At 71.3% G+C, this 24,958-nt stretch carries 13 protein-coding genes; 4 read left to right on the top strand and 9 right to left on the bottom strand.

All coding sequences use genetic code 11. The features are described from left to right. The first annotated feature begins 104 nt into the window (after positions 1-104). From NITAL_RS11305 to NITAL_RS11290, 4 genes are all read left to right on the top strand, one after another. A complete protein-coding gene (locus NITAL_RS11305) occupies positions 105-2,474 on the top strand; it encodes an eCIS core domain-containing protein (protein ID WP_052666316.1) in 2,370 nt (789 codons plus the stop codon). Between the two features lie 5 nt (positions 2,475-2,479). After that, positions 2,480-3,010, top strand: a complete 531-nt coding sequence (locus NITAL_RS11300) for a type III secretion system chaperone family protein (RefSeq protein WP_157041778.1) — start codon at positions 2,480-2,482, stop codon at positions 3,008-3,010. 75 nt (positions 3,011-3,085) lie between these two features. Further along, on the top strand, positions 3,086-3,625 hold the full coding sequence (locus NITAL_RS11295; RefSeq protein WP_157041777.1) for a hypothetical protein: 540 nt from the start codon (positions 3,086-3,088) through the stop codon (positions 3,623-3,625). 95 nt (positions 3,626-3,720) lie between these two features. Further along, positions 3,721-4,173: a hypothetical protein gene (locus NITAL_RS11290; protein WP_052666313.1), complete on the top strand. Its 453-nt coding sequence runs from the start codon at positions 3,721-3,723 to the stop codon at positions 4,171-4,173. A gap of 5 nt (positions 4,174-4,178) precedes the next feature. Here the strand turns inward: NITAL_RS11290 and NITAL_RS11285 are convergent, their stop codons facing one another. The 9 genes from NITAL_RS11285 to NITAL_RS11245 form a co-directional block, all read right to left on the bottom strand. Continuing rightward, positions 4,179-13,661, bottom strand: coding sequence for a carboxypeptidase-like regulatory domain-containing protein (locus NITAL_RS11285; protein WP_052666312.1), 9,483 nt, complete (start codon positions 13,659-13,661; stop codon positions 4,179-4,181). Between the two features lie 61 nt (positions 13,662-13,722). Next, positions 13,723-16,209: a carboxypeptidase-like regulatory domain-containing protein gene (locus NITAL_RS11280; protein WP_052666311.1), complete on the bottom strand. Its 2,487-nt coding sequence runs from the start codon at positions 16,207-16,209 to the stop codon at positions 13,723-13,725. Then, positions 16,209-18,785 (bottom strand): carboxypeptidase regulatory-like domain-containing protein, encoded by a 2,577-nt coding sequence (locus NITAL_RS11275; protein WP_052666310.1) that lies wholly within the window; start codon positions 18,783-18,785, stop codon positions 16,209-16,211. The genes NITAL_RS11280 and NITAL_RS11275 overlap by 1 nt, the downstream gene beginning before the upstream one ends. Beyond that, positions 18,782-19,525, bottom strand: a complete 744-nt coding sequence (locus NITAL_RS11270) for a Pvc16 family protein (RefSeq protein WP_052666309.1) — start codon at positions 19,523-19,525, stop codon at positions 18,782-18,784. The genes NITAL_RS11275 and NITAL_RS11270 overlap by 4 nt, the downstream gene beginning before the upstream one ends. A gap of 3 nt (positions 19,526-19,528) precedes the next feature. Then, positions 19,529-20,236, bottom strand: a complete 708-nt coding sequence (locus NITAL_RS11265; protein WP_052666308.1) for a hypothetical protein — start codon at positions 20,234-20,236, stop codon at positions 19,529-19,531. After that, positions 20,233-20,784, bottom strand: a complete 552-nt coding sequence (locus tag NITAL_RS11260; protein WP_157041776.1) for a phage tail protein — start codon at positions 20,782-20,784, stop codon at positions 20,233-20,235. The genes NITAL_RS11265 and NITAL_RS11260 overlap by 4 nt, the downstream gene beginning before the upstream one ends. Continuing rightward, on the bottom strand, positions 20,781-22,715 hold the full coding sequence (locus NITAL_RS11255; protein ID WP_052666306.1) for a putative baseplate assembly protein: 1,935 nt from the start codon (positions 22,713-22,715) through the stop codon (positions 20,781-20,783). Before NITAL_RS11255 ends, NITAL_RS11260 begins: the two co-directional genes overlap by 4 nt. Further along, positions 22,712-23,152: a GPW/gp25 family protein gene (locus NITAL_RS11250; RefSeq protein WP_052666305.1), complete on the bottom strand. Its 441-nt coding sequence runs from the start codon at positions 23,150-23,152 to the stop codon at positions 22,712-22,714. The genes NITAL_RS11255 and NITAL_RS11250 overlap by 4 nt, the downstream gene beginning before the upstream one ends. Beyond that, positions 23,152-24,957: a VgrG-related protein gene (locus tag NITAL_RS11245; protein ID WP_052666304.1), complete on the bottom strand. Its 1,806-nt coding sequence runs from the start codon at positions 24,955-24,957 to the stop codon at positions 23,152-23,154. The genes NITAL_RS11250 and NITAL_RS11245 overlap by 1 nt, the downstream gene beginning before the upstream one ends. Position 24,958 lies beyond the last annotated feature (1 nt).

Genomic DNA, 24,958 nt, shown 5'->3' with positions numbered 1-24,958 from the left:
TGGCGTCATGTCCACTGTGAGAGGATGCCGAGGTCGAGGTCGAGGTCGTGGGGGTAGGAGCATCGCGCGTCTTCTCGGCGGTGGGAGCGAGCGAGGGGCATGCGATGGCCGAGCACACCCACGCCCACGAGGGCGCCGTCGACCGTGCCGCCAGGAGCAAGCCGAGCGTGGCGGGGCGTGGCGCAGGGCCCTCGTTGCAGCGCTCCGCAGGGAACCGTGCGGTCGCCGCGTTCATCGCCGAAGCTCAGGCGAAGCTCGAGGTGGGTGCCGCCGCCGACCCCTTGGAGTACGAGGCCGATGCCATCGCTGCGGACGTGGTCCGTTCCATCCGGACCGGTTCCCTGGCCGCGACCGACGCCGCGCCGACGCCGCCGCGGATCCAGCGCGAGGCGTCAGGAGCCGTGGGAGCGGGCGGCGGCCGCCTGGACGCCCCCACGGAGCAGGCGATCACGGGCAGCACCGGCGCTCCGCTGCCGTTGCCGGTCCGCAGGACCATGGAGCGGGCCTTCGGCGGTGCAGACTTCCGCGACGTCCGCGTCCACACGGGGCCGGGAGCGGCCGAACTCAACGACCGCCTCGGCGCCCGTGCCTTCACCGTGGGCTCCGACATCTACTTCCGGGACCGGCTGCCGGGCGCCACGGACCCCGTGCTCGCACACGAACTGGTCCACGTGATCCAGCAGGGCCGGGCGACGCCCGGGAGCGGACGCGAGACGGCCAAGCGAACCGTGCAGCGAGATCTCGGTCTGAAGAGCCGAGCCGCACGCGGGGGCGCGTCGACCACCAAGGCTCCGAAGCCCAGGAGCAAGGACGTCGGGCGCCTGTTGGAGGGTGTGTCCGCCTACGGCTACGAGCTCGACAAGACGACGGGGCTCGTCGACACCACGGTGTCGGGCACGAAGTTCCCGATGGGGCCGGATCTCACGGTCACCGCCGCCCCGGCCAGGCGTGGCAACACCCAGTACGCGGGGGAGAAGTTCGCCCAGATCGCTACCCCCGGACACCTGGCGGGCAAGTGGGTCTCCGTCGGCTACCTCGATGAGCAGGTCGGGCTGGACGAGAGCAGCACGTTGGCGGAGGGCATCGAGTGGGGGGGAGCGGCGTCGGACGCCTACGGGTCCCTCGGCGAGACCGGGGGGGTGCTCGGGTACCGCGGCGACATGGACCGGCTCCACGACCGCAACGCAGGGACGAGGATCCATGATCCCGGCTACACGGCCACCGATACCAGTGGTCTCACGTACTCGTCGGAGGCCATGTCGGTCGCCGGCAACGTCGGTGACGTCGCCGGCATGGTGCTCGCGATCGCCTCGGTGATCCAGACCGTCCGCGACGCAGAGAAGACCAAGCTCGACGTGGCCGAGGAGGCCGGCAAGCTCGCAGGTTCCACCGTCGCTGTGGCAGCCGGTCTCGCCGGTACGGTCAAGGAGTTCGACAAGACCCTCGGCGGGATCTCGACCACGACCGACGTCCTCGGGTCGATCTCCGCCGGGTTCGAGGGGATCATGGCCCTCGTCAAGGTCACGAGGAAGCTCATCGAAGCTGGCAAGCAGCATCACGAGTCGACGCTCCACGAGAAGCTGCAGACCAGCGGTGAGGTCCTGCGTGGGCTCCTCGAAGCGACGCAGGCCGCCGTCTCGGGCGCCAAGATCTTCATCGATACGTTCGACACCGCCACCGGTGCTGCGATCGCGAACGCGGTCCCGGGGCTCGGCATCGCCATCGCGGCCGTGGACCTCGCGGTTCGAGCCGTCGACGTCGTGACGGGCAGCGTCCACCTCCACCGGATGCGCACGGACAAGCGGGCGAGCAAGGAGCGCCTGGGTGGAAAGGTGGGGACGAAGTTCAAGCAGGAGGCCCAGAAGATCCTCGACGACTTCGAGAACAAGGCGCTCAACGGCGTCCACGTCACCGACGACGCCGAGCTCGAGAGGTACCAGGACGCCCGCGAGTACCTCATGGCGAAGGGCATCCAGTACATCAACCAGAAGCGGATCCAGCGGGCCTTCCTGAAGATGTCGGTCTCGGGGATGAAGATCGCTGCGGATGCCGCGACGCTCAGCGGCGTGGCTTCGGGAGCTGGGATCGGGCTCAAGGTCGGCGCGGTCGCCGTCGATGTGGGCTCGGGGCTCTTCCGCAGGCTCAAGCAGATGGGTCACGACTATCGGGCGAAGAAGGTGGCCGCCGATCCGAACTACCGACCCAACGGGGTCATCGAACTGTTCAGCAAGATGGGGTTCTTCAACGCCAAGAAGTCGACGGCTGCCAAGCTCGATGGGTACAACCGGACCGTGGACCAGGTCTTCGACATGATGGTCCGGGCTCGCGGTGCACCCGATCCCGATCGAGCCGCCAAGAAGGTCGCCCGCTACGTTGAGGCGATCGGCCTCTCCGTCGCCAAGCTCTACAAGCTGCGGAGTACGCCAGCCAAGCTGCGCAAGGAGATGGTCGACGCGATGAAGAATCGGGAGTGACATCCATGGACGACGCACCCGCAGCGACCCTGGCCCGGCACGACGCGCTCCTCACCCTCCTCGCCGACACGCTCACCGCCGACGAACGGGGGACACGGCTCATCGGTCCGGACGAGGGACTCCCGGTCCCCACCTTGCTGGTGGCGCTCGGCGCAGACGACGAGGGCCGTGACCGCACGATGGGCATCACGATCCTGCCCTTCGACGAAGGTGCCTTCGACGCGACGGATCTGATGCAGTTCTACGTGCGGATGCCGTTCGAGGTCCCCGACGGGCGCCGCACGGAGGTCATGGCGGCGACCGCCATGGTCAACGCCTCGATGGCGGTCGGGCACTTCGCCGTCCGCGGCGACGAACTGTACTACCGGTACGTGCTCGCCCTGCCGAACAACGCCGTCGCCGACGAGGACATGTTCGGCGAACTGGTGGCACTCCTGGCCTTCCATCAGGAGACCTTCGGCGACTACTTCGAAGGCGTCGTGGACGGGGAGATCCCGCTGGCGCTGCTCCCGGACGTGCTCGAGCAGACCGCCTGACGGCTCATCGTGCGACCGCCGTCCGGACCGGCCCTCCTCCTGCTACCGTTGGTCGACTTCGGGATCGGGGCGAGTGTGCGCACGCGGGTGCTGGTGTCGTTCCTCGCCGCGTGCGGTGTGCTCGCCGCGTGGCCGACAGGCTGGTGGATCGGCGCCTGGGTCCTCGACCGCGCCGACGTCCCTTGGACCGCGTCGCTGTCCGCCACGGGGATCACGCTCCCGCTCGCGCTGGCGCTCGCCGCGTTGGTGCTGGTCGTCCACGGGATGAAGCGGAACGTGGCGCTGCAGGCCGATGCTGCCGAGGAGGCCGAGACGCGCCTGCGGCTGCTGGCCTCGCAACTGACGGCGTCCGGGGCTGTGGGCGACGGGCCGGTCCTCCTCCAGCGGACCGCGAGCGTGTCGGCGAGCGGGGCCACGATCGCGCCCTCTCCCGCGACGACCGTCGGCGTGGCGACGGCCCCCGCACCCGACGGACCGGCTGCGGCCCAGGAGACGGCCGAGCTGCCCGCCGCGAGGAGCGGGCGGAGGTCACCGCTGGTCGACAAGGGCCAGCGGCGGGCGAAGTCGCTGGCCAAGCGCGAGCTGCGCAGGTCGTTCCGCAACCTGCGGTCCTGAACCGGGTCGCCGCGCCGATGGCCGGGGATCCGGACGACGTCCGAGCCGCGACCGGGGATGCGCCGCGGACCCCGGGAAGGCCCGTCCGCCGTCGCGTGCTCGCCGCCGCCGTGCTGGTCGCCGTGACCGTGGGGGTCGCGGTGTTCGTCGCCGGTGAGCGGGGATCCGAGGACGGGGCCACGGAGGCAGCAGCGGACCTCACGAGCGCGGCCCGAGGGCCCCAGGGCACCAGGACGCTCACGGAGGTCCCGGAGGAGATCCCGGTCACCGTGCTGACCGGGGACGCCGCGCAACTCGAGGGCACGGTGGCCCGCGGTGGCGACGACTGGTCGGCCGTCGTGACCTTCGTCTCGCACCTCGAGCCCGCCGAGGTCGAGACGACCGTGGACGCGGCCCTGCGCACGGCGGCCTTCGCACACCGGCAGGCGAGCTTCGACGGCCACCGGCGGGTGATCGTCTACGACGGCGAGGACGGGTCGGTCCTGACCGTCACGCTCACCTTCGGCGAGGGTCCGGTCACGGTCGGTGTCGTGCGCATCAGCCCCTGAACCGGTCACTCGGATGCCGTCCCGCCGACGGGGACACCATCGACCTCGCCGTTCTCGGGGTCGTCCGCCACGTCGCTCGGCAGTTCGTCCGGTACCTCAGGTGGATCGTCCGTCTCGCCCTCCCTGTCGTCCTCCTCGTCGGGGACCGGCTCCGGGGGCACGTCCTCCGGTCCTCCTGACCCAGCCTCGTCGGTGTCGCTGGGCGCGGGGGGTGGGGTCGGGACGTCCTCGTCGGGCAGTGCGACGAGGGACAGCGTGGCCGCGAACGTGGTCCCGCCACCCGGGACGGTGATGCTGGTCGGCGCGAAGCCGTCCGCGACGACCTGCCACGTGCCGGGTTCGACGTTGGCGAAGGTGTAGACGTCGCTGCCCGGCGCTGACACCGGCGGGCCGAGCGTCACCCCGTCGCGGGTCAGCCGCACGTCGGCGTCGGTCAGCGGTTCGCCTGAGGACGACAAGGTCAGGGCGACGTCACCGGTCACGAGGTTCACCATCCCGAGGTCGATCTCGACCCGCGTGGTGCCGTCCGGTCGGACGTCCAGACCGCTGCGCGTCACGGGCGCGTGCCCGGGGATCTCCAGGTGCAGCGCGAACCGGTCCTGAGGGATCGTGCGACCGTCGCCGGGGACCAGATCCTCGAACGCGAGCTCGGCTGCACCGTCGTGACCGAGGTGCAGCGTCCGCGTGAGACGCCCGGCGGCATCGATCGTCGGGAACGGGGTCGTCTCCTGCAGCGTCACCTCGACCGTCGCGCCGGCTTCACCGCCGGTGACGACCACCTCGATGGTGCCGAGGCCGGACGGCAGCGTCTGGTCGAGGTCGAGCCCGGCGACGAGGTCGCCGCTGAGCGCGATGTAGCGGGTGACCGGCCGACCGTCGTAACCCGCTGGCGGAGAGAACGTGACCGCCCAGGTGACGCGGTTGTCGAGCCCCTCCAAGGCGTAGCGGCCGGCCCCGTCGGAGCTGGCCGTCAGCGTCCCGACGGTACTGACCGCCGTGACGTCGGCGCCCTCGATGCCGGCACCGCTCTCGCTGCGGACCTGGCCCGTGAGCTCGATGGTCGCGGTCGGCAGGACGATGTCGAGCTCGTTGCGCGAGCTGTCCGGACCATCCTGGTGGATCTCGAAGGCCTCGTCGACGACGATCGTCTCGCCGCCCCGGGTGGCCGAGATCTGCCACGTACCGGCCCGGGCCTGCAGCCGGTAGTTCTCGCCGTTGGCATCGGGTTCGGTGCTGGTGCTCCGGTAGGTCTCGCCGGGGCGCCGGGCACGGACCTCGACCCCAGCGATCGCGACCCGATCGCTGCCGCGCACCTCCACCACGCTGCCGTACAGCTTGGAGTTGGGCGCCGTCTCGAACGCGAGCGTGGCTGGCTCGGCCTTCGCCACACCGTCGTCCACGGTGACGACGATCGTCTGCGCGGGGAGGGCGTCGTCGGCGGGTACGACGTCGTCGTCCGCGGCGACCGTGACCCTCCACGTCGCCGCGACCTTCGGGAGCATCAGGGCGGCCACCCCCGTGTCGTCGGTCACGGCGACCTCCGTGTCGAGGTCGTCCGCCGTCGCGGTGACCGTGGCACCCGCGATCGCGCCTTCACCTTCGTCCGCCGTGCCGTCGGTGACCGTCACGGGGACCACGAGGACGGGTTCCAGAGCGACGTCGTGTTGCAACGCGTCTTCAGGGTCCGGGATGGTGACGTCGGCAGCCTCGATCGTCCGGGTCGCGGGGCGGTACCCCGCCGCGCTCCAGTGCAGCGTGGTCGCGATGCCGGTCGGCAGCCCGACGATCCAGGTGCCGTCCGCCCCGGTGGTCGTGGCAGCGGACCTGAGCGTCGCCGCCGAGCCCTGGCTGACCACGACCGAGGCACCGTCGATCGGGTCCCCTGGCTCGACCTCCGGCTCGGCCTCCGGCTCGGCCTCCGGATCGGGCTCCGGATCGGGCTCCGGATCGGGCTCCGCCTCGGTCACGACGCCGGTGACCGCCGCGAACCGCACGAGGGGCTGCGCTGGAGCGTGACTCGTCGAGGTGTCGCTGGTCGCGACCGGCACGGACAACGGAGCACCGACGACGTCGACGTGCGGCAGCGTGCCGGCCGTCTCCAGCCGGACCGCTGCCCCGCCGTTGGTCGAGTCGACGGTCCACTCCCCCGGGGCCAGGTCGGAGAAGGTGGCCGTCGCGACCGGCGGGGTCGCGTCGGAGACCGTGACGGTCGCCTCGACGGCGTCGAACTCGTCGCGGCTCGCGGTCAGCTCCAACCCGGCGAGCGAGGTGTCCCCCGCGACCGAGGTCAGGGTGACCGTCACGTCACGCAGGAGCGGCGTCAGGCCGACATCGCCCGCTTCGTGGCCGAAGAACCCGGCGTCTTCCTTTTCGTCGTACGGGGAGCCGGCTTCTTCCTCGAGGAAGTCAGTCTCCCCGTCCAGCGTGACCTTCACGGTTTCGTAGCCGCCCTTGGCGAACTCGATCGTCACCGGACCGACCTCGGTCGGCCTGGTCGGTAGCCACACGGTCCAGGCACCGCCATCCGCGGTCATCGCCGGTGACACGATCGCGCCGTCCGCACCGGTCGAGACCGAGATGCCCGGCGACGGTACGGCCGTCCCGGCGACCCGGACGTAGGGGTCGAGGGAGACGCCCGTGGGGGACGCCGCCTGCTCCGAGGCGGTCACGGTCAGCGCTTGCGCCGACGTGTCCGCGTGCGGGCGCGGCGTGAAGGTCGCGCTGTCGGTGCCCGTGGTCGTGATGGACCACTCCCCAGGCCACAGGACCAGCTCAGCCCGAGCGACCTCGGTTCCATCGATGGTGGTGGAGGTCGACTCGACCTTCAGTGCGTACGGACTCGGGTCGTTCGGCGCTCCGTCCGTCTGAGCAGTGACGGTCACCCCTGCCAGCGGAGAGCTGTCGCCCGACGTGCTGACGTCGACCGGCACGGTGACCGGCCGCGCCGTGAGTATCCGGTCCTCCGCCACGGGCGTGATCGGCCCCAGCGATCCCCCCGCGATGGTGACGGTCCCCGGGTTCAGGTCGCGGTAGCCGACGGCTGCCCACCTCAGGGTGACGCCGCGGCCCTGACGCACCCCCACGGTCCAGCGGCCGTTGCCATCGCTCGTCGTGACGATCGTCACCGTCGACTGGTTGGTGACCTGCTGCTCCATCCTCACCTCCGCGCCCGGCAGGGGCGGGGGCGACGGCGCGCCGGGGTAGGCGGCGCCGGACACGAGCCCGGTCACGGCCGCCCACCGGTAGAACTGGTCGACCTCCACGTCACCGGTTCCCTGTGGGACCCGGATCTCCGTCCCGGGCATGTCGACGTGCGGGAGCGCACCGGGCAGCGTCAGACGATCGCCGTCAGCACCGTTGAGCGACGTCACGTTCCACTTGGCAGGAGCCAGACCGATGAAGACCGCGCTGGCGACGTTGTCCGAGATCGTGACCGGGCGCGACTCGACGATCGTGCCCTGGTCCTGGCCGCTCGTCTTGATCGCCCTGAGCTGCAGGCCGACGAGCGAGGCGTTGCCGGCCGCGGAGGTCAGCGTGACCACGACGCTTCGGGCCGCGAACGTGAGGGTGATGTCGTCGAGGTCGGCATCCAGCTCGTCACCTCCGAACGTGGCGGCGTCGATCGTGACCGGCTCGTCGACGTAGCCGTCGAGGCGCAGGGTGAGGATGACCTCCTGCGTGCCGGTCGGCCGCTGCGGGAGCCACACCCGGAACGTCCCCTCCTCGCCGGTGGTCGCCGGGTCGAACAGCAGGCCGGTCGTGGTGCTGGAGATGGCGACGCCTTCGGCCAGGCTGGTCCCATCCGTATCATCCCCGAGGGGGTCGTTCGGGATCAGGACCGTGCCCGCGACGCTCGCGTACCGGTCGAGGACGAAGACCGGACCGTCGTCCAGAGGGTCGTCGCTCGGCTGCACCGTGACGTCCTCGGGCGCCGGCAGGCGGTGCGGCAGGACCTTGCCGTCGACGGTGAACTCGAGGCTGTCGGTGCCCTCCACGGAGAAGCTCCAGCTGCCGGGTGGGACGCTGAGGGTCGCCACGCCCGTGTCACCGGTGTCCTCGGTGACTTCCGCCGGAGCTGGCGAGGGCGACCCGACGTAGGTCGCTCGGACCGTGGCGCCCTCGAGCGGTGCGGTCGGGTTTGTGGACGAGGTCCGGACGGTGACAGCGACCTCCACGGGCTTGGCGGTGAGGGTCCGGTCGACGGTGGCAGTCCCGTTCGGAGACAGCACGACGGCCTCGTGGCACGTCGTCACGTACCCGGCCTTCGTGAACTGGACCCGGTAGGTCCCCGGCGGGACGTCGAGCTGGTACTTCCCGTCGGAATCCGTCTCGGTCGTCGCCACGTACGAGCCGCCGGGTGGCGTGTCACCGCACGCGGAGCCGTCGGCCGGATCACGGATGGCCGTGACCGTCACGTCCGCGAGCGGGTGCGGAACGGCGCCGTCGAAGTCCCTCCCCGTGACCGTGCCGTTGAGGTCCGCCGGCGCGAACAACAGCGTCACCTCGCCGAGCTCGAGCGTCCGGCCGGGTGGTGGGTCGACCTCCCGATCGATGATCTCGAAGTGTCCCGGGTCGTACCCGGTGTCCTCGCTGTCGGTGACCTGGAAACGGAGGACGTGCGGTCTCGCCTCGAGCCCCTCGAGGAGGAAGGCGCCGTGACCGGGCACCACGCCGTCGTCGGTACGCCGCTCGCTCGTCGTCACCGTCGCGACGGGGACCCCGGGATCGAGCGGGTCGAAGTCCGCGAGGGTGGTCCGGAAGGCGCTGACGGTCACCTCGAGGTCCCGGCGCGGGTCCTCGGTGGCAGCGTCCTTCCGGTGCATCGTGAAGCCCTCGGATCCCACGACCCAACCGGCCACGTTCGCCGGCCTCGCCTTCAGGACGACCTCGACACCGGTGACCAGCGTGTCGAAGCTGAACGTCAGCGGGGCCTCGCTGTAGGCATCGTCGTAGCCCTCGGCGGTGACCTTCAGGGCGTACCCCCTCGACGGGTCCTCCCGGGGCGGGATGCTGGAGGAGGGCCCGATGACGAAGGTGCCGTCCTCAGCCACCTCCGGTGCCGCCCCGACCGGCTCGAGCGTCACGAAGTCGACCACGGTCACCTCGGCCAGCGTGACCTCACGGGGGAACCCGCTCGCCGTCTCGCCACGCACGGTGCCTCGGACCTCGCCGTAGCGCTGCAGCGTGAGCGTCGTCGACGGGTACGGCAGGGTCCCGAGGTCGAACGCCACCGGCGTCGGGACCACGAAGTCGGTCCCTGCGTAGTGGACCCGGTAGCTCCACGGAGTCGTCCCGGTCCGGTGGATCGGCAGGTCCCTGAAGACCGCGGAGCCGATGGCGCAGCCGGAACCTCCGACATCAGGCTCGGCCGACGCGCACGTCACCCGCCGTTCCACCTCGTGCCAGATCGCCCCGTCGGAACGTTCGAGCACGAGCTCGGCCCCGACGATCGGACCGTCGACCAGGGCGTCGTTCGTCTCGTTCAGGCTCTTGCCACTGACGGCCACCTCGAGGATGCCGAGCCGGTCGACCGTGGCGACGGCCGGCGCGACCTCGAAGTCACCGGTACCGGGGGTGATGGTGATCGGACGCTCGACGTCCTCGACGTGATCCCCGGAGATGCGCAGGACGTAGTCGCCGGGAACGACGTCGTCGAAGGTGAACGCCCCGTCATCGTACGTGTCGGGCTCGAAGGTGAGCGTCTCCGTGGTCGCGTCAGGCTCCGTGCCGGAGGTGTGGGTCAGCTCGAGTTCCACGGTCAGCCCGGTCAGGATGTCGTGGTCGCCGTTCAGGTTGCCGAACGCGTCCTGGCCGAGGAAGGAGGGGTAGTCCGCGTCCACAGGGCGCAACCGCACGGTCCCCGTGACGTCCCGGGGCAGCGGCTGCATCGTGCGCGTGACGGTGAACGGCCGGTCGTCGGGGTCGATCGCCTCCAGGTCGAACGTGGGATCCGCGTCGGCAGCGGGCACGAGGTCGAGGACGAAGCCTTCGGCAGCGAAGTCGACGAAGACGGCCCCGGGGCGGAAGAAGGCCGGCATGTCGAAGACGCCGGGGTCGCCCTCGTGGTCGGCCGACAGCCAGTACTCGATCGTGGTTCCGGGCAGGATGCGCCGCACGACGGGGGGCTCGGGGTGCGGGGGTGGGGGGCTCGCGACGGTGTAGCTGAAGACGTTGGCGGCTTCGCAGCGGTACGGGTGCTCGCCGTCGACGCTCGGGCAGGTCGTCGCGGTCGGTTGGTAGAACGGTGCCTGGTCGAGCAACTCGAAGTCGAACGTCCCGCGCAGGCGGACCAGCGCGTCCGGGACCGGAGCCGTCACGCCGTTGGCGTTCTCCCACTGCGTGACGAGCCGCAGCGGCTCCGGGTCCGGCAGCACCAGGCCGTTGATCGTGCGGGTCTCGTTGAACCCGAGGCCGACGATCGGATCGGTGCGTCCCTCCACCCCGCCGAACCTCCGCGCGAACGTGCCGTGGGAGGTCCGGATGATCAGCTCCCACATGTACTGCTCGTCGAGATCGTCCGCGGGGATCCGATCGATGCGGTACTGGCCGTCCCCCAAGGTGGACTCGGCATCGCCCTGGGCGCTGACGCGCGGGACGGGAACGGTCCCCGGGGGGTCGAAGGGGTTGCCGCTGTCGGGATCGATCCGCCGGAAGGTGACGTCCGCTGCGGTGAAGGTCACCGGCACGAGGCCGCCGGCCTCGGAGACCCGGCGGATCGTGCCGGTGATGATCGGGTAGCGACGCAGGTTCGGGTCGAGCCGCACGGTCTGGCCGGCGACGAGGTCCACGCGGCGGACGAGCATCTCGTGGTCGAGCGGGACGGTCGTGGCACGTCGGGACGCGTCGGTCTCCGCGAGGTCGGTCTCGTTGACCGGGACCGCGAAGACGTAGCTGCCCGTCGGGAAGTTCCGCCGGAACTCGAGGTCGCCGACGGCGTTGGTGGTGGCGCACACGCCCGTGAACAGGTCGGTGACGCCATCGAGGGTGATCGTGCGGGTGCACTCGGTGACCCCGGCCGACAGCTCGATGCTCCGCTCGGTCCCGGGCGGGTGGACGAGTGGGTCCGGGATCACGATGACGTCCGCACCGCCCACCACCGAGGCCTGACCACCGGTCACGCGGAGCGCGAGGCTGGCGAGCGGCGTGATCAGGAGTCGTCCGAGGTCGAGCGAGCCCTCGGTCGGTACGCGGATCACCTGACTGAACGGCTCGTAGTTCGGTGCGACGATCCGGAGCGTGTGGGCGCCGGGGCTGATGCGTTCGAGCGCGAACCGCCCCTCCGCGTCGGGTGTGACGCTGATCGTCCCGCGTCCATCGGCGCCTTGGCCGTCGACGCTGATCCCGATGACCTCCGGGTCGACGAAGGTCGCCGCCGGCCGGGTGGCGTCGCGGACCTGGCCCGTCACCGTCACGCCCCCGACAGCGAGCGAGGACAGCCGCAACCGGATCGTGCCTCGTTCGTCGGGGAGGCGGAGCCGGTCACCGGGTTCGACGACCATGGCGAGGTGCTCGGAGACGTAGCCGTAGCGTTCGAAGCGCACGGAGTACTCGCCGGCGGGCAGACCGGACATCGAGAAGTTGTTCGCCGTACCGGTGGCATCGACCGTGGGCTCGGTCGTGGTGGTCGTCCGCCACTCGCCATCGACCCCGACGACGGCCACGCCGACGTTGCCGCAGGGCTGCGCCTCGATGCTCTGGCGTGTCCTCTCGAGGTTCGGATCCGGGTAGAGGCAGTTGCTGCCGCGCACGACCTCCTGCTCCACGAGGCCGCGCAGCGTCCCCGTGGAACGCCGCAGATCGCTGATCCGTGGCTGCACGAGGCTGCGGTCGACGACGACCTCGGTGGTCTGCGGCAGGAACCCGTCGGCGGAGAACGTCAGCTGGTAGGTACCGAAGGGGAGGGCGGGGAGGTCGAAGTTCCCGACGAGTCCGCTGCCGACCTGGTCGCCGGTGAGCGTCGTCGTGACACGCTCGATCCCCTCGCCGCTGAGGCCCACGGTGACCGCACCGACCCCGCGCCCTTCGCTGACGGTCCGGGCACGGATGGTGCCCATCCCGCTGACGAGCCTCGCGTCGACCCCCGAGCGTTGCTGGCCGCCGTCGAGGTCGACCACCAGCGTCGCGGTGGCGTACCCGTGGTGGGAGACGATGACCTGGTAGGTGGCGGGCGTCGCGAGGCCGCTGAGCGCCCACCCCCCGCCGTCCGTCGACCGGGCGGTGTAGATCATCTGCCCGTCGGTGACGGTGATCTCCGCCTCCCGCAGCGCTGCCCCACCGTCGTCGGTGACACGTCCGGACATCGCCCCCGAGGCGGGAACGAGGGCGATGTCGACGCCCACCTCGCGCGCCTCCTGCGACGTGGTGACGACCTGACTGCCGACCTCGAAGCCGGGGTGCATCGCGGTGACGCGGTAGAAGGCCGGCTCGACCAGGCCGCTCGACACCCTGAACGTGCCACGCTCGCTGGTCGAGGTCTCGACGCGCCCGAGCACCGCGCCGACCGGGCGCGCGACCGGCGTGAAGGCGGCCAGCTTCGTCTCGCCGCTGCCGCTGGTGGTGCCCTCGTCTCCGAACCCGATCTGCTCGATGACGACCCGCGTGCCGACGGGGTCGGTGGGTCCCGTGATCGTGCCCTCGACGACGATGGGGGGGCCGACCCCGTCGGCGTCGCCCTCGGCGTCGTCACCGGTGTCCGTACCGTCGCCACCGGCCGCGAGGACGGCCAGCAGCTCGGGGGAGACCGCCCACACCTTCTGCGTCTCCGCCGGGGAGTCGATCACCTGGGTCTTGACCACCACGGTCGCCGCGGCCCACACGGCCAGCACCGTGACCATCGCCACGAGGCGCAGCAGCAGCGGCGGGATCAGCGGTCGCTGCACGAACGTGGTCGTCGCCGTGACGGGTGCCCCCCTGCCCTGCACCTCGATCAACGCGCCGTGACGCACCTCCCTGAACCAGGAGCGCCCGACCGGCGTGACGCGGGTGGGCAGGTCGCGGTCCTCCCCCGGGGCGAGCACGATCTCGTGGTCGAGGAAGTCGACCACGACGCCGTCGCCGTGCCCGGCGAGCCGGACGTCGACGGGCCCCTCACCTCGGTTGTGCAGCTGCGCGACGAGGTGGGCCGCACGGCGGCCGCTCGTCACCGATGGTTCGAGGCCCACGGTGACGTCAGGACGGGCGCCCACGTGGACGGTGGTGGTCGACGTGGCCGGGCGCTGCAGCCCGTCCTGGTCGCTGACGCTGACGCCGATGCGCTGTTCACCGGCGGCCTGTGCCTCGGGTATCCGGATCCCGACGATCGCGGAGGCGACACCCTCGGGCGCGAGCACCGCGAGGTCATCGGGGAGGGTGATCAGGGATGGGTCGAGCCCGGTGACCGTGAGGGTCGGGGCCAGGGGTTCGTCCCCGTCGTTGACGATCGTGACGTGCAGCTCGGCATCGGCCCCGGGCCGGAGCTCGATCGACGCTGGGGCGATGGCGAGCCTCATGGCCGGGCTCCGCGCGACCCACGCCGCAGCGCGGGTGGCGATCGGCGGCCGGCCGGCGCGCTCACGAGTGGAAGTCCACGGTGATCGTCGCCCCGGCCTGGACGAAACGGGTCTCCGAGCCGGCGATCGGGCCGCCGGCCGGGATGCGGAACTCCACCACGTACGTCTCCGGGGCCTCGAGGCCGATGATCTCGTAGGTCCCATCGGCAGCCGTGACGGTCTGGGCGACCACCGTCTGCGGGTACTCGGCCTGCTTGTAGACCAAGACGCCGACGCCGGACTCCGGGGTCGCTCCCTGACCACTGGTGACCGTGCCCCGCAACCGAGCCTGGTGCTCGAGGACGACCGAGACCTCGCGCACGTCCCCGCCCCTCAGGTCCACGAGCTGCGTCTGCGGTCGTGATCCCGGCCGGCTGAAGGTGATCGTGTAGACCCCTGGCGGGACCTCGTCGAGCCGGTACCGACCCGGCGGGACGTCGCTGCTGATCGTCCGTCGTTCGAGTTCGCCGTCGTGCAGCACGATGACGACCCCGCTGAGCGCCTCGCCAGCCGGGTCCGTGACCATCCCGTGGACCGAGGCGGTCGCCGGCGCCAGCACGGCGTCGACACCCGAGCGAGTGGCGGCCGGGCCCGGCACCAGTTCGACCGACAGGGCCTGGGTCGTCATCCCCCGACGTGCGAACGTGACCGTGTAGGTGCCGGGAACCGGCAGATCGTCCACGAACCAGGTCCCGACCTCGTCGGCGCTCAGCGAGGTGGTCTGGCTCTCGACGTCCGCGCCGACGATCGTGATGTCGACCCCCCCGAGCCCTCGTCCCTCCGGATCGGTGACCCGTCCGGTGAGGCTGCCGCGACCGGAGGTCAGCACGACCTGCAGGCCGAGCACGCGCTCCTCCGCATCCAGTGGCACCGTGACCGAGTGGTCGAAGTACCCCTCGGCGGTGACCGTCAGCGTGTAGGTCCCCGGGGTGGGCAGGTCACGCAGCTCGAAGGAACCGCGGTCCGCACCGCTGCTGAGCGTGCGCGTCGGGGTCGTGGTGACGCCGTCCGTGGCCGAGATCGACACGTTGGGGAGCGGTTCGCCGGACGTGTCGACCACCGTGCCGGTGATGCGACCGTCGCCGCGTCGCAGCAGCACCTCGAGCCCGTCGCGTTGTTCCCCCGCCTGCAGCGCGACGGTGCTGGCGTCGGTCGCGAACCCCGGCTTGGAGACCAGCAGGTCGTAGGTCGCCGGCGTCGGCAGGTCCTCGAGCACGAACCTTCCCGTCGCGTCGAGCTCGACCGAGGCGACCACCGCGGCGGCCGGTTCGAGGTCGGAACCCTCGATCGATGCGCCAGGGATCTCGACCGCGACCGTGGCGCCGGTGACGTCCTCGCCGAGCACGGTCCCTGCGACCGATCCCGGTCGACCGACCAGCGTGATGTCGATGTCGTCCGGCGATGCCGTACCGGAGGTGATGTCGACCGGCTCGGCCTCCGCGACGCTCTCACCCTCCGGGTACCAGCGCTCCCCGAACCCGGCGACGTCGACCCGCAGGAGGTAGGAGCCCTCGGCGAGCGAACCGAAGCGGTACCGGCCCCCCGCGTCGGTGACCGTGGACCGGATCGGCAGCGTCGGGCTCGCCGCGTCGAACAACGCCACGGCCGCGCCGTCCACACCACCCGCGGTCGTCGAGGTCACCCGACCGGAGATGCCCGCCGAGGTCGCCCGTGCGGTGTCGTGGGAGCCGAACCCCTGTGCCAGCAGCTTCTCGCTCGCGGCCGCACGGTCGGCGACCGATCCGAAGGCCTGGAGGATCACGAAGGCGAACAGGGACATGACGGCGAGCAGACCGAGGAACGTCAGCAGGCGGCGGCCGATCCGTGGTCGCTGCATCACCACCGCGACGGCGTCCACCGAGACCGCCCCCGCTGCGGCCGTGAACGTCACCAGCCGGACCGCCGGGACACCGAACCACGGACGCTGTCCGGTGATCGTCGCCCTGGTCACCCCCTGTTCGCCCGGGAGCAGGCGAACGGCGGGAGGCTCGAAGATCGTCGTGGTGAGACGTTCGGGGTCGACCGCCGTGAACGACACATCGGCGATCGTGTTGCCGGTGCTCGCCGGGTGGAGGAGGACCGATCCGTCCCGGCCGATCGTGATCGCCTCGGGTTCGACCTTGAGCGTGAGCCCCTCGAGCGGGGTCACCACGAGGTCGAACGCGAGGAGCACGGCGGCGTCGTCCTCCGCCGTCGGCTCGCTCACCTCGATGGCGACGCTGCGCCGACCCGACGGGAAGGCCTCGGGCAACGTGAACGCGACCAGCACGTCACGCCGCTCCCCCGGGAACAGGTCGAGGACGGTGTCGCCTACCTCGATCCAGTCCGGGTCCAGCCCGAGCACCCCGACCTGGAACGAGCGGATGATCCGGTCGACGTTGGTGACCTCGACCTGGACGACGGCCGCCTCGCCTCTGGTGACGAACACCTCCGCCGCGTCGATGTCAGCGCGTACCCGGTCGTTGCCACCGCTGGTCCGTGGCGCGACGTCCAACCCGTCGAGGTCCATCACCGCACCCGCAGGGTGGTCTGCGCGACGCCCGCCGCGGTGACCCGCTGCATCACGGTCAGGGACCGGCCGTCCGGTGTCGACACCGTGATCGTGTAGGACCCTGCGGGGAGGTTGCCGACGCGGAACCGTCCGACGTCCGCGCTCGGAGCCGAGGCGGTCGTGGTCCGACGGGTCGTCTCACCGTCGGAGATGCTGATCTCCGCCCCCGCGATCGGCGCGTCGTTGTCGCTGCGATCGACGACCCGACCTTCGATCGCACCGACCGACGACCGCAGCGTCGCCGACGCGTGGCCGGTGGGGTCGGACGCGTCGATCGTCACCTGGACGGTCTGGCGCTCGAACCCCTCGGCGTCGAAGCTCACGGTGTAGGTGCCGGGCAGGGCGAGCCCGGGGAGGCGGAAGGAGCCGATGTCGCCGCTGGTCAGCGTGTCGGTGGTCAGCACGCCGCCGCTGCCGGTGACGGTCACGGTCACCCCACCGAGCCGCTGTCCCCTGGCGTCGTCGACGATGCCGGTGATCGTGCCCGTGGCGGCGGGCAGTTCGATGGTGAAGCCACGGACCTCCTCGCCGGCTTCGAGCCGGACGGCCTGGGTCTCGCCGGCGAACCCCTCGGCGGTGAACGTGAGCAGGTAGGTCGCCGGCGTCTCGAGGTCGGTGAACTCGAACGCGCCGATCTCGCCGCTGGTCGGCGTGGTCGTCGTGAGCTCGTCATCACCACGCTGCGCGACGATCTGCACCCCACCGACCGGGATGCCGTGAAGGTCGAGGACCGTGCCGGCGATCGCCCCCCGAGCCGCGGGCAGACGGACCGGGTTGACGGTCGAAAGCTCGCCCCCGCCGACGACCTGCGTCACCTCGACGGGGTCGTAGTTCGCGGCCGTGTAGGCGATGCGGTAGGTCGCGGGGGCGACCAGGCCCGTCGCCTCCCAGATCCCGTTCTCGTCCGTCGTCACCGTCACGGGCGGCAGCTCGTCGACGAGGTCGACGGCGACCAGTTCGACGCGGGTCACCACGGCGTCGCCGTCACCGGCCACGACCTGCCCACCGAGCGCTGCCGGGAGCCCCTCCAGGGTCACGGTGGCGGCCTCGGCGGTCTCGGACGGGCCGACCAGCAGCTCGCCGGCGCTCGCGGCATCCGAGGCGGACGGCCACCAGCGTTCCTCGAAGCCGGGCGCACGCAGCCGCAGGCGGTACCGCCCGGGGAGCAACCCGTCGAGCTCGTAGGCGCCGTCGCCGTCGGACGCGGTCGCGGTCACGACCTGCCCGTCGAGATCGAACACCTCCACGGTGACCCGCTCGACCGGTGCGGCCGTGCTCGCCGCGACCAGATCCCCCGTGACCGAACCGCCGACCAACGCCACGTCGAGGTGATCCTGGTTGATGCCCTCGTGGAACGAGGACGGGATCACCTTCACCGGGTCGGGTGTACCGAACGCGCTCTGGATACCGAACAACATCACCAGCGCCCACAGCCCCACGATGGAGCCGAGCGTCAGCAGGGTGATCACGCCCGGGGTGAGCACGGCCTTCTGCCGGTACTGCACCTGGGAGGTCTCGACGATGTCGCCCGACCTGGCCGTGACGGTGACCGCGTGCTCGACGGGTGCCCCGGTCCACTTGCGCTTGGCCCGGACGAGCAGATCGGAGGTGGTGTGTTGGTCGACACGCAGCGCCATCCGCGACCGGTTGAAGGTCAGCTCGCAGACGCGTTCGGCGTCCACCGCCTCCACACGCACATCGAGCGGGGTGTTCCCGGCGTTGTCGAGCACGACCTCGAAACGTCCCGATCGCCCACCGGTTCGGACCGGTGGTTCGACCCGCATGGAGAGCGCTGGGAGGACCGGGACGTCGACCGTCAGCCACAGCTCGGTGGGCCGGAGTGCGTCCGAGCCGGGTGTCACGACGAGCAGGCCCTCGTGGGTCCCGGCCGGCAGGGTCGGGTGGAAGCGTGCCTCGAGCTCAACCTGCAGGCTCTCCTCGGGGAACAGCGTGATGCGTTCCGGGTGTTGCGTGGTCGACTCCGCCATGAGCGAGAGCAGGTCGAGCGTGACCGTCTCGATCACCGGGGTGGTGTTGTGGATGCGCACCGCGAGCTCGACGGGTTCCCCGACCGTGAGCTGCACGCGGGGTGTGAGGAGGTCGGCCCGAAGCTGAGGTGGACCGAGGTCGAGGTCTGTCGTGGGTGCGTGGCCGTTGGTGGACAGGACCGGAGCCAGGTCGCGCGGCGGCACCTCGACCACCACGGGCAACGCTGCCGGCCGCGCGAGGCCCGAGGCACCGATGACGAGCACGCTGAGCTCGTGGCTCCCGATCGGCAGCGGTGCGTGGAAGGCCACCTCGAGCTCGGCCTGACGGGTCTCGTGCGGGAGCAGGGTGATCTGGTCCGGGAACTGCCGCGTCGAGATCCCGACGGGGGAGAGCAGATCGAGCGTCACCGACTCGATCACCGGGGTCGGGTTGACGACCTGCACCACGAGGATGATGCGGCCGGTGCCGCTGAAGCGGACGACGGGGGTCAACACCTCGGCCTGGAGCTGAGGGGGGCCTTCCGGCGCGACGTAGTCGAGGCTCACGTCGCCTGCTCCGTGCCAGGCGGCTCGATCACGATGCTGTCACCGGGGTCGGCCTCGACGTTGAAGCGACCCGAGTCCTCGATCACCGCGGAGCCGCGCCGCCCGATGGCACGCCCCCCGGCTGCGCTCGGCTCCGTCCGTCCGAACGTCCTGCGCCGCAGCGACCGTGACGCCGTGCCCGTCCGGTCGGTGGTCGCGAGGACGAGCGCGGTCGGTGGGTCGTTCACGGGGACCGCCACCGGCGGGCCGGCTGGTGCCTCGACCAGCATCTGGATCGCTGGGCGTGGCGCCACCGACAGGGCGTTCCACAGATCGGTCGTCGTCGTGCTCTCGTCGGGCTCCAGCGACACGACGGGGGTGGGACGGGCGGCCCGCAGCACGTCGCTCAGGTGCTCGTCGGGGATGGCCCGGTGGGCGGCCAACAGTCGCATCACGCGCCCGAGGAGGTCGTGCTCGACGCTCGGACCGCCGCCCCAGACGCTGATCTGGTAGCGGGCGCTCAGGACCCGAACGGTGGCCTCGCGCGCGAGCCCTCCTCCCGATCGGGGGACGACCCGGCTGCCCGTGGACTGTTCCTTCGAGGGTGCGACGGCGTAGAGGAAGATGCTGACGAGGGGGGTCGAGCGCCGCGACTCCCAGTCACGTTCCGGCGGGTCGAACCCGATCTCGGCGATGCCCGCGGGCAGCGGGACGGCAGCCCGCAGCCACCGTTCGAGCGCTCGGTCGAGTTCCTCGATCATCGCTCACCCACCGCCGATCAGCGTGGCTGCCGTCTGCAGGATCGTCACGGGCTCGACGACGCCTGGCTCGAGGAGCCCGGCGAGCCGGAGGACCCACACGGTCGCGCTGACGGCCAGGGCCGCGCCGGCCAGCACGCCGGCGGTGACGAAGGGCCACGTCGCGGTCGGGATCCGGTACGGCTGTGGGACGAGGACGGGCTTGGTGACCTCCACGATCCGGGGTGGTGCCTCCGGGGTCTGCGGGCGGGGCAGGGTCGCCGAGCAGCGGACGCAGCCGGTGGTGCCCGGCTCGTTCATCTCGCCGCAGCTCCAGCAGGCTGTCGCACCGAGGACGGTCGCGCCGCCGGCGCCGGGCAACCGGCGGCGGGCTCGCTTCTGGGCTCCTCGTTCCGGCGCCGGCGGCGACGCCCAGAAGAGCGGGTAGTCACAGCGAGGACAGAACCAGGCCGCGGTCGGGCGCGGGGATTCGCCCACCGCGAGCAGCCCGCAGCCGGGGCACTCGACCTCGGCCTCACCCGTGCCGTGCTCCGAGCCGTTGCCCGATCGTGCTCCGACGACGTGATGCGCGGTGGGCTCACCCTCCGTCGGGACCGGCGGTGCCGCCACCGACGCCTCCGCGGTCGGAACCGGGGTGCGGGCCTCCTCGTCGTCACGCACCTCGGCGCGCTCGCCCGGCGTCTGCACGACATCGGGCGTACGGGGTTCGCTCATGGCGTCTCCGATCCTGGGTCGGAGGACACGACGACATCGACGCCGAGGTGCGCGGGGACCTCGTCGCGGACGAGCGCGACCAGCTCGTGGTGTCGCAGGTGCCCGGTCGATCCGAGCCGCACCACGACACGGCCGTCGCTCTGGTGCCCCTCGTCCGCAGCGAGCACGCACCCCGGGTCGTCGATCTCGACGGGACCGCCGGTGATGGCTTCGAGGACCAGACGCAGGCCCTCGGCCGTTCCGCGCCACGGGAGGGCGCGGCCGAGCGCCGTCACGATCCGCCGCTGACGGTCGATCGGCAGGTCGTCGTCCAGCACGTCGTAGCCGAGCCAGGTCCCGAGCAGCGCGAGCATCCCGGGCGTCGTGACCGTGGGGTCCACGATGTGCTCGATGCCGTCCGCGCCGGCCCGCAGGGTCGCCCCGATCCGCTCGAAGATGGTCGTGAACCGGACGAGCAGGTCGTCGTCGCGCATGCCGACCGGCAGCTGTCCCACCAGCCAACCGGGTGGGTACTGGTGCGCGTCCGCGCGGTGCTCGGTCACCCTCACCGGACCACCACCTGGTTCGCGCCGACGAGGAACAGCGCGCCGGGATCGAGCGTGATCGCCGCGACCATGTCCCCGAGCCGCTGGCCGTTGCGGAGGTCGTACTCGAAGAGCGCGAGCTCGTCGACGACGGCCACGCCCGGGACCTCCTCGATCAGGGAGATCAGGACCGCAGCGTGGAGGTCCACGCCGAACGACCACCCGTCGCGTCGGGGCCCGCCCTCGAGCGGGCTGAGGAACCTGGCGATCGCGGCGTCCACGCGCTCGCGCACCGCGTTGGCCGATCGTCCCTCCGTGGCTCGCAGCCTGACCACGACGCTCACGCCCTGGTAGTACGGGGCGCTGACCCGGACGAGCGACCCGAGGGTGCGTCGGGCATCGAGGTGCTGGCGGACGGTGGCGAACAGCTCCGGGGTCAGCGCGAAGTCGTCGAGCTCGAGGGCCCGCGGATCGCGGTCGCTGGTCGGCACCACCAAGACGTGCACCGGATCGAGCGGGGTATCGGGGACCACGCAACGGGCCCGGGCCACCTGGGGCGACGCCTCGAGGGTGAGCTGCTCGAAGTCCGACGGCGTCACGGCCCGCTGGCCGGTCCGCAGGGTCCTCGGCCCCCGGACCTTCACCTCGTCGACGGTCTCGGCATCGACGCCGCCACGCGCGGGGTGCAGGTTCGTGACCCGGTCGACGTACGCGATCGCGGTCCGCAGCGCCGTCAGCCGCTCGGCGGCGATGTTGCCGGCCGCGCCACCGCCGGTGCGGTAGGTCGGGAGGGTGACCTGCGCACCGAAGGGTGGGACGGCGCCGTGTTGGACGCTGGTGCCATCGGGGTAGCGCACCCGGGGCCCGAACTCGATCGACCCGGCCGACTCGTCGAAGACGACGTGGCGGTCGGCAGGCCCGGAAGCGCCGAAGTCGGCCACCTCGGTGTAGGTCTGGGGGGCTCCGTCGACGGTGACGACCACCTCCTCCGCCTCACGCCGGGGAAGGACCGGCCGGTGTGTCAGCGCGAAGCGCTGCCCCGGCGTGCCATCGCTGCTGCCGAGGACCTCACCGAGCACCGTCCGTGCGTGCTCGGCGGCGACCGTGCCGCCGAGGGAGACCGCGGTCAGGTTCGTCAGCTTCGGTGAGGAACGGAACGTCGGCTGCCCCTCCTCGGCCTCGAGCAGGCGGACGCGGAGCCAGTGCAGGCGTTGCCCGCCGAGCAGCAACGGCCGGTGACCATCCGGGACGACCATCCGGACGGCACCGCCCTGGTTGAGGCCACCGGTGGTGTCCTTGATCACCTCGGTCGCGAGCCAGTGCTCGCCGGACCACACCTCCCAGGTGATCGGCACGCGGGTGGGGTCGACCCCGATGCCACGTTCCGCGGTCTGGATCGTGAGCTCGACCACCTGTCCCGCGAGCGGGACGTCGAACCCGAGGTTGAACGCGTCGCCTGGAGCCACGGGCTCGGAGGAGAAGCAGGTGACGGTGTCGCGGTCGTAGTGCAGCTGCGGCAGCACGTCGGTGTAGGCCGTCTCGCTGGTGGAGGTCAGCGCCCCGGTCACCGTCGGCTGCTGGATCCGGAGCGTGTCGACGGTCGAGAAGACGATCGTGCCCCCGCCAGCGGTCGTGACCTCCGTACCGGCCGGGATCACCACCGGTTGCTCGGTCGGCGCGGACAACCAGAAGGTCAGCGGTACGCGTGCGGGAGCGGCCGAGAACGGGGACGTGCCGAGGAGGTTGAGGAAGTCCACGTAGAGGCGGTCGGGAACCTGGTTCAGCCGGTAGATCACCTGCTCGCTCATCCACGCGAACAGCTCGATCAACGCCACGCCGGGGTCAGCCACGTTGTGGTTGGTCCACTCCGGGGTCAACGACGGGATCATCCGCTTCGCCTCGTCCACGAGGTCCTGGAAGCGGCGGTCGTCGAGGTTGGGGACCGGCAGGCTCACTGGTGGCCTTCTTCGTCGTCGCCGGGTATCAGGTAGAACGGGTGCACGAGGTTGCGCGGATCGTTGGTGGACCGGACCGTGTACGCGACGTCGATCAGCACCGCCCCGCCCTCCTTCGGGTCGGGCGTGACGCTGACGCCGTCGATGCGGGCCCGCGGTTCCCAGCGCGCCAGCGCCTCGCGGACCGCGTCCTCCATCAGTCCGAGGGTGTTGGCGTTGATCGGTTCGAAGAGCAGGTCCCAGATCCCGCAACCGAAGGCGGGACGCATGGGACGTTCCCCGATGGCGGTGGACAGGATCACGCGCATGGCCTTCTCGACGTCGGCGTGTCCGCCCTCGAGCGCGATCGACCCGTCGGCGTCGACACGCATCGGGAAGGCGAACCCCTGCCCGATGAAGGACGGGGTGTCGGCGTCGCCGATCCGGTGGCCGGCCATCAGTTGAGCTTCACCATCCCACCCTTGATCTGGGTCATGGCCGAGCCCTCGAGCTTGGCCTGGACCCCCTTGGCTTCGAACGCCGTTCCCCCGTCGATCTTGGCGCCGGTGGACGCCTTGATCGAGGCAGCCTTCTGCGCCTTCATCGTGAGGTCCCCGTCGGAGGTGACGGTGACCTCCTTGGCCTTGATCACCAGCTTCTCATCGTCCGTCAGGGTCAACGACGCTCCGCCGGTCTTGAGCGCGAGCGGCGTGCCCTTCGCGGCTTCGATCGAGATGCCGTCCTCACCGATCAGGACCTTGGTCTTGCCGTCGGCGAGCTTGATCTCCACGTGCCGGTCGGCCTCGTCGGACCCGTCGCTCAGGGTGATGGCGTGGCCGACCCGGGAGGCGAGCACCCGTCGCTCCACCTTGCCGTCGGCCACCACGGCATCGTCGAACGGGGCCGCCTTGCCGTTGAACATGCCACCGAGCACGAAGGGTGCGCGCGGATCGCCGCGCTCGAAGCCGACAACCACCTCGTCATCGACCTCGGGCCGCAGGTCGAGCCCCCGCTCCTTGCCGGCGCCTGGCGTGACCACCCGCGCCCACTCGCTCTCGGTGTCGTCACCGAGGGAGGGGAACCGGACCTTCACCCGGCCGAGCTGCTCCGGGTCCTGGTTGTTGGTCACCACCCCGATCAGGAGGCCACCGCTGGCCCAGCCGTCCAGTGCGCCGGGCAGCGCGTGGGACCCGGGGCCGGCCTCCACCCGGTGTCCGGTCGAGGCGAAGCGGGTGGTGACCTGCTGACCCTCGGCGAACTCGTGCACGACCTCGGTGACGTAGTAGACGCCGCTCAGCTTCTTGCCGACCTCCTCGATCCGGACGGTGCCGCCTGCACGGACCGCGGGGTTGCCGTTCGCCGTGCCCTCGACCTCGAGCCCGGCGCCCACCAACCGTCGCGCGATCGCACCGGCCAGGGCGTCGGCCTCCGGTCCGTCCCGCACGGTGGTGGACGCGACCGTGAGCGGACGACCGAACTCGCCGCGGGCACGGTCGTGCTGCTCGGTGACGAGCAGCGCGTCGGAGCCGAGGTCCATCGGATCGGGAGCCTCGGTGACGGCTCCCGCGGTTCCCTCGACACCCTTCTGCTGCGCCGGGTCCCAGCTGTGCACGGCGACCGATGCGGGCGTGGCCGTGCCCGAGTAGCGCGCCGAGAAGCTCTGCAGCCCGTCCGAGTACTCGAGGGTCGGGCCGTCGGCCGAGGTCGGGCGCGGACGGAAGTGCAGGGTGTCGCCCGTGGTGAACCACTCGTAGCCGAGCATCGAGGCCAGTTCGCTGACGAAGTGGTGGTCGGTGCCCGACTGCAGGAGGTAGGAGACCACCGTGTCTCCACCGACGACGTCCGACTCGAGGCCGTGCCGCTGCGCGATCTCCGTGACGATGGTGGCGGGGGTCTTCTCGAGGTGTGCGGTGAAGCGCGAGGAGGCGATGAGGCGGTGGCTGGCGTCGTGGGCCCTCACCTCCAGCACGGGCGTGCTGCTCGCCTCGTCCTGACGAGCACCGACGGTCGTGATGCGGCCGGTGAAGACGCTGGTGAGCGCGTTGGCGTCGGTGTGGAACGACACCTGCAGCGCGGTGCCCACCTGGAAGGTGTCGGCGTCGAGGATCGCGAACCAGGGGTCGTCGAACCGGAGCGTCGCGACGCCAGCCCGTTGCACGGACAGTTCGACCCGGAGCCAGACGAGTCGTGATGCGACCTCGGAGCGCAGGTCCTCGCCGTCGAGCTTCACCGTGGGCGTCTGGGTGCGGATCGAGGTCTTCACG

Source organism: Nitriliruptor alkaliphilus DSM 45188 (assembly GCF_000969705.1).
Taxonomy (GTDB): domain Bacteria; phylum Actinomycetota; class Nitriliruptoria; order Nitriliruptorales; family Nitriliruptoraceae; genus Nitriliruptor; species Nitriliruptor alkaliphilus.
Note: the sequence above shows the minus strand (reverse complement) of the source record. Positions and strands in the feature narration are given on the sequence as shown.

What these genes read in the sequence shown, in the direction of transcription:
- NITAL_RS11305 (WP_052666316.1), top strand. Translation starts at nt 105, where the DNA reads ATGGCCGAGCACACCCACGCCCACGAGGGCGCCGTCGACCGTGCCGCC.
- NITAL_RS11300 (WP_157041778.1), top strand. Translation starts at nt 2,480, where the DNA reads ATGGACGACGCACCCGCAGCGACCCTGGCCCGGCACGACGCGCTCCTC.
- NITAL_RS11285 (WP_052666312.1), bottom strand. Translation starts at nt 13,661, where the DNA reads ATGAGGCTCGCCATCGCCCCAGCGTCGATCGAGCTCCGGCCCGGGGCC.
- NITAL_RS11280 (WP_052666311.1), bottom strand. Translation starts at nt 16,209, where the DNA reads ATGGACCTCGACGGGTTGGACGTCGCGCCACGGACCAGCGGTGGCAAC.
- NITAL_RS11270 (WP_052666309.1), bottom strand. Translation starts at nt 19,525, where the DNA reads ATGATCGAGGAACTCGACCGAGCGCTCGAACGGTGGCTGCGGGCTGCC.
- NITAL_RS11265 (WP_052666308.1), bottom strand. Translation starts at nt 20,236, where the DNA reads ATGAGCGAACCCCGTACGCCCGATGTCGTGCAGACGCCGGGCGAGCGC.
- NITAL_RS11250 (WP_052666305.1), bottom strand. Translation starts at nt 23,152, where the DNA reads ATGGCCGGCCACCGGATCGGCGACGCCGACACCCCGTCCTTCATCGGG.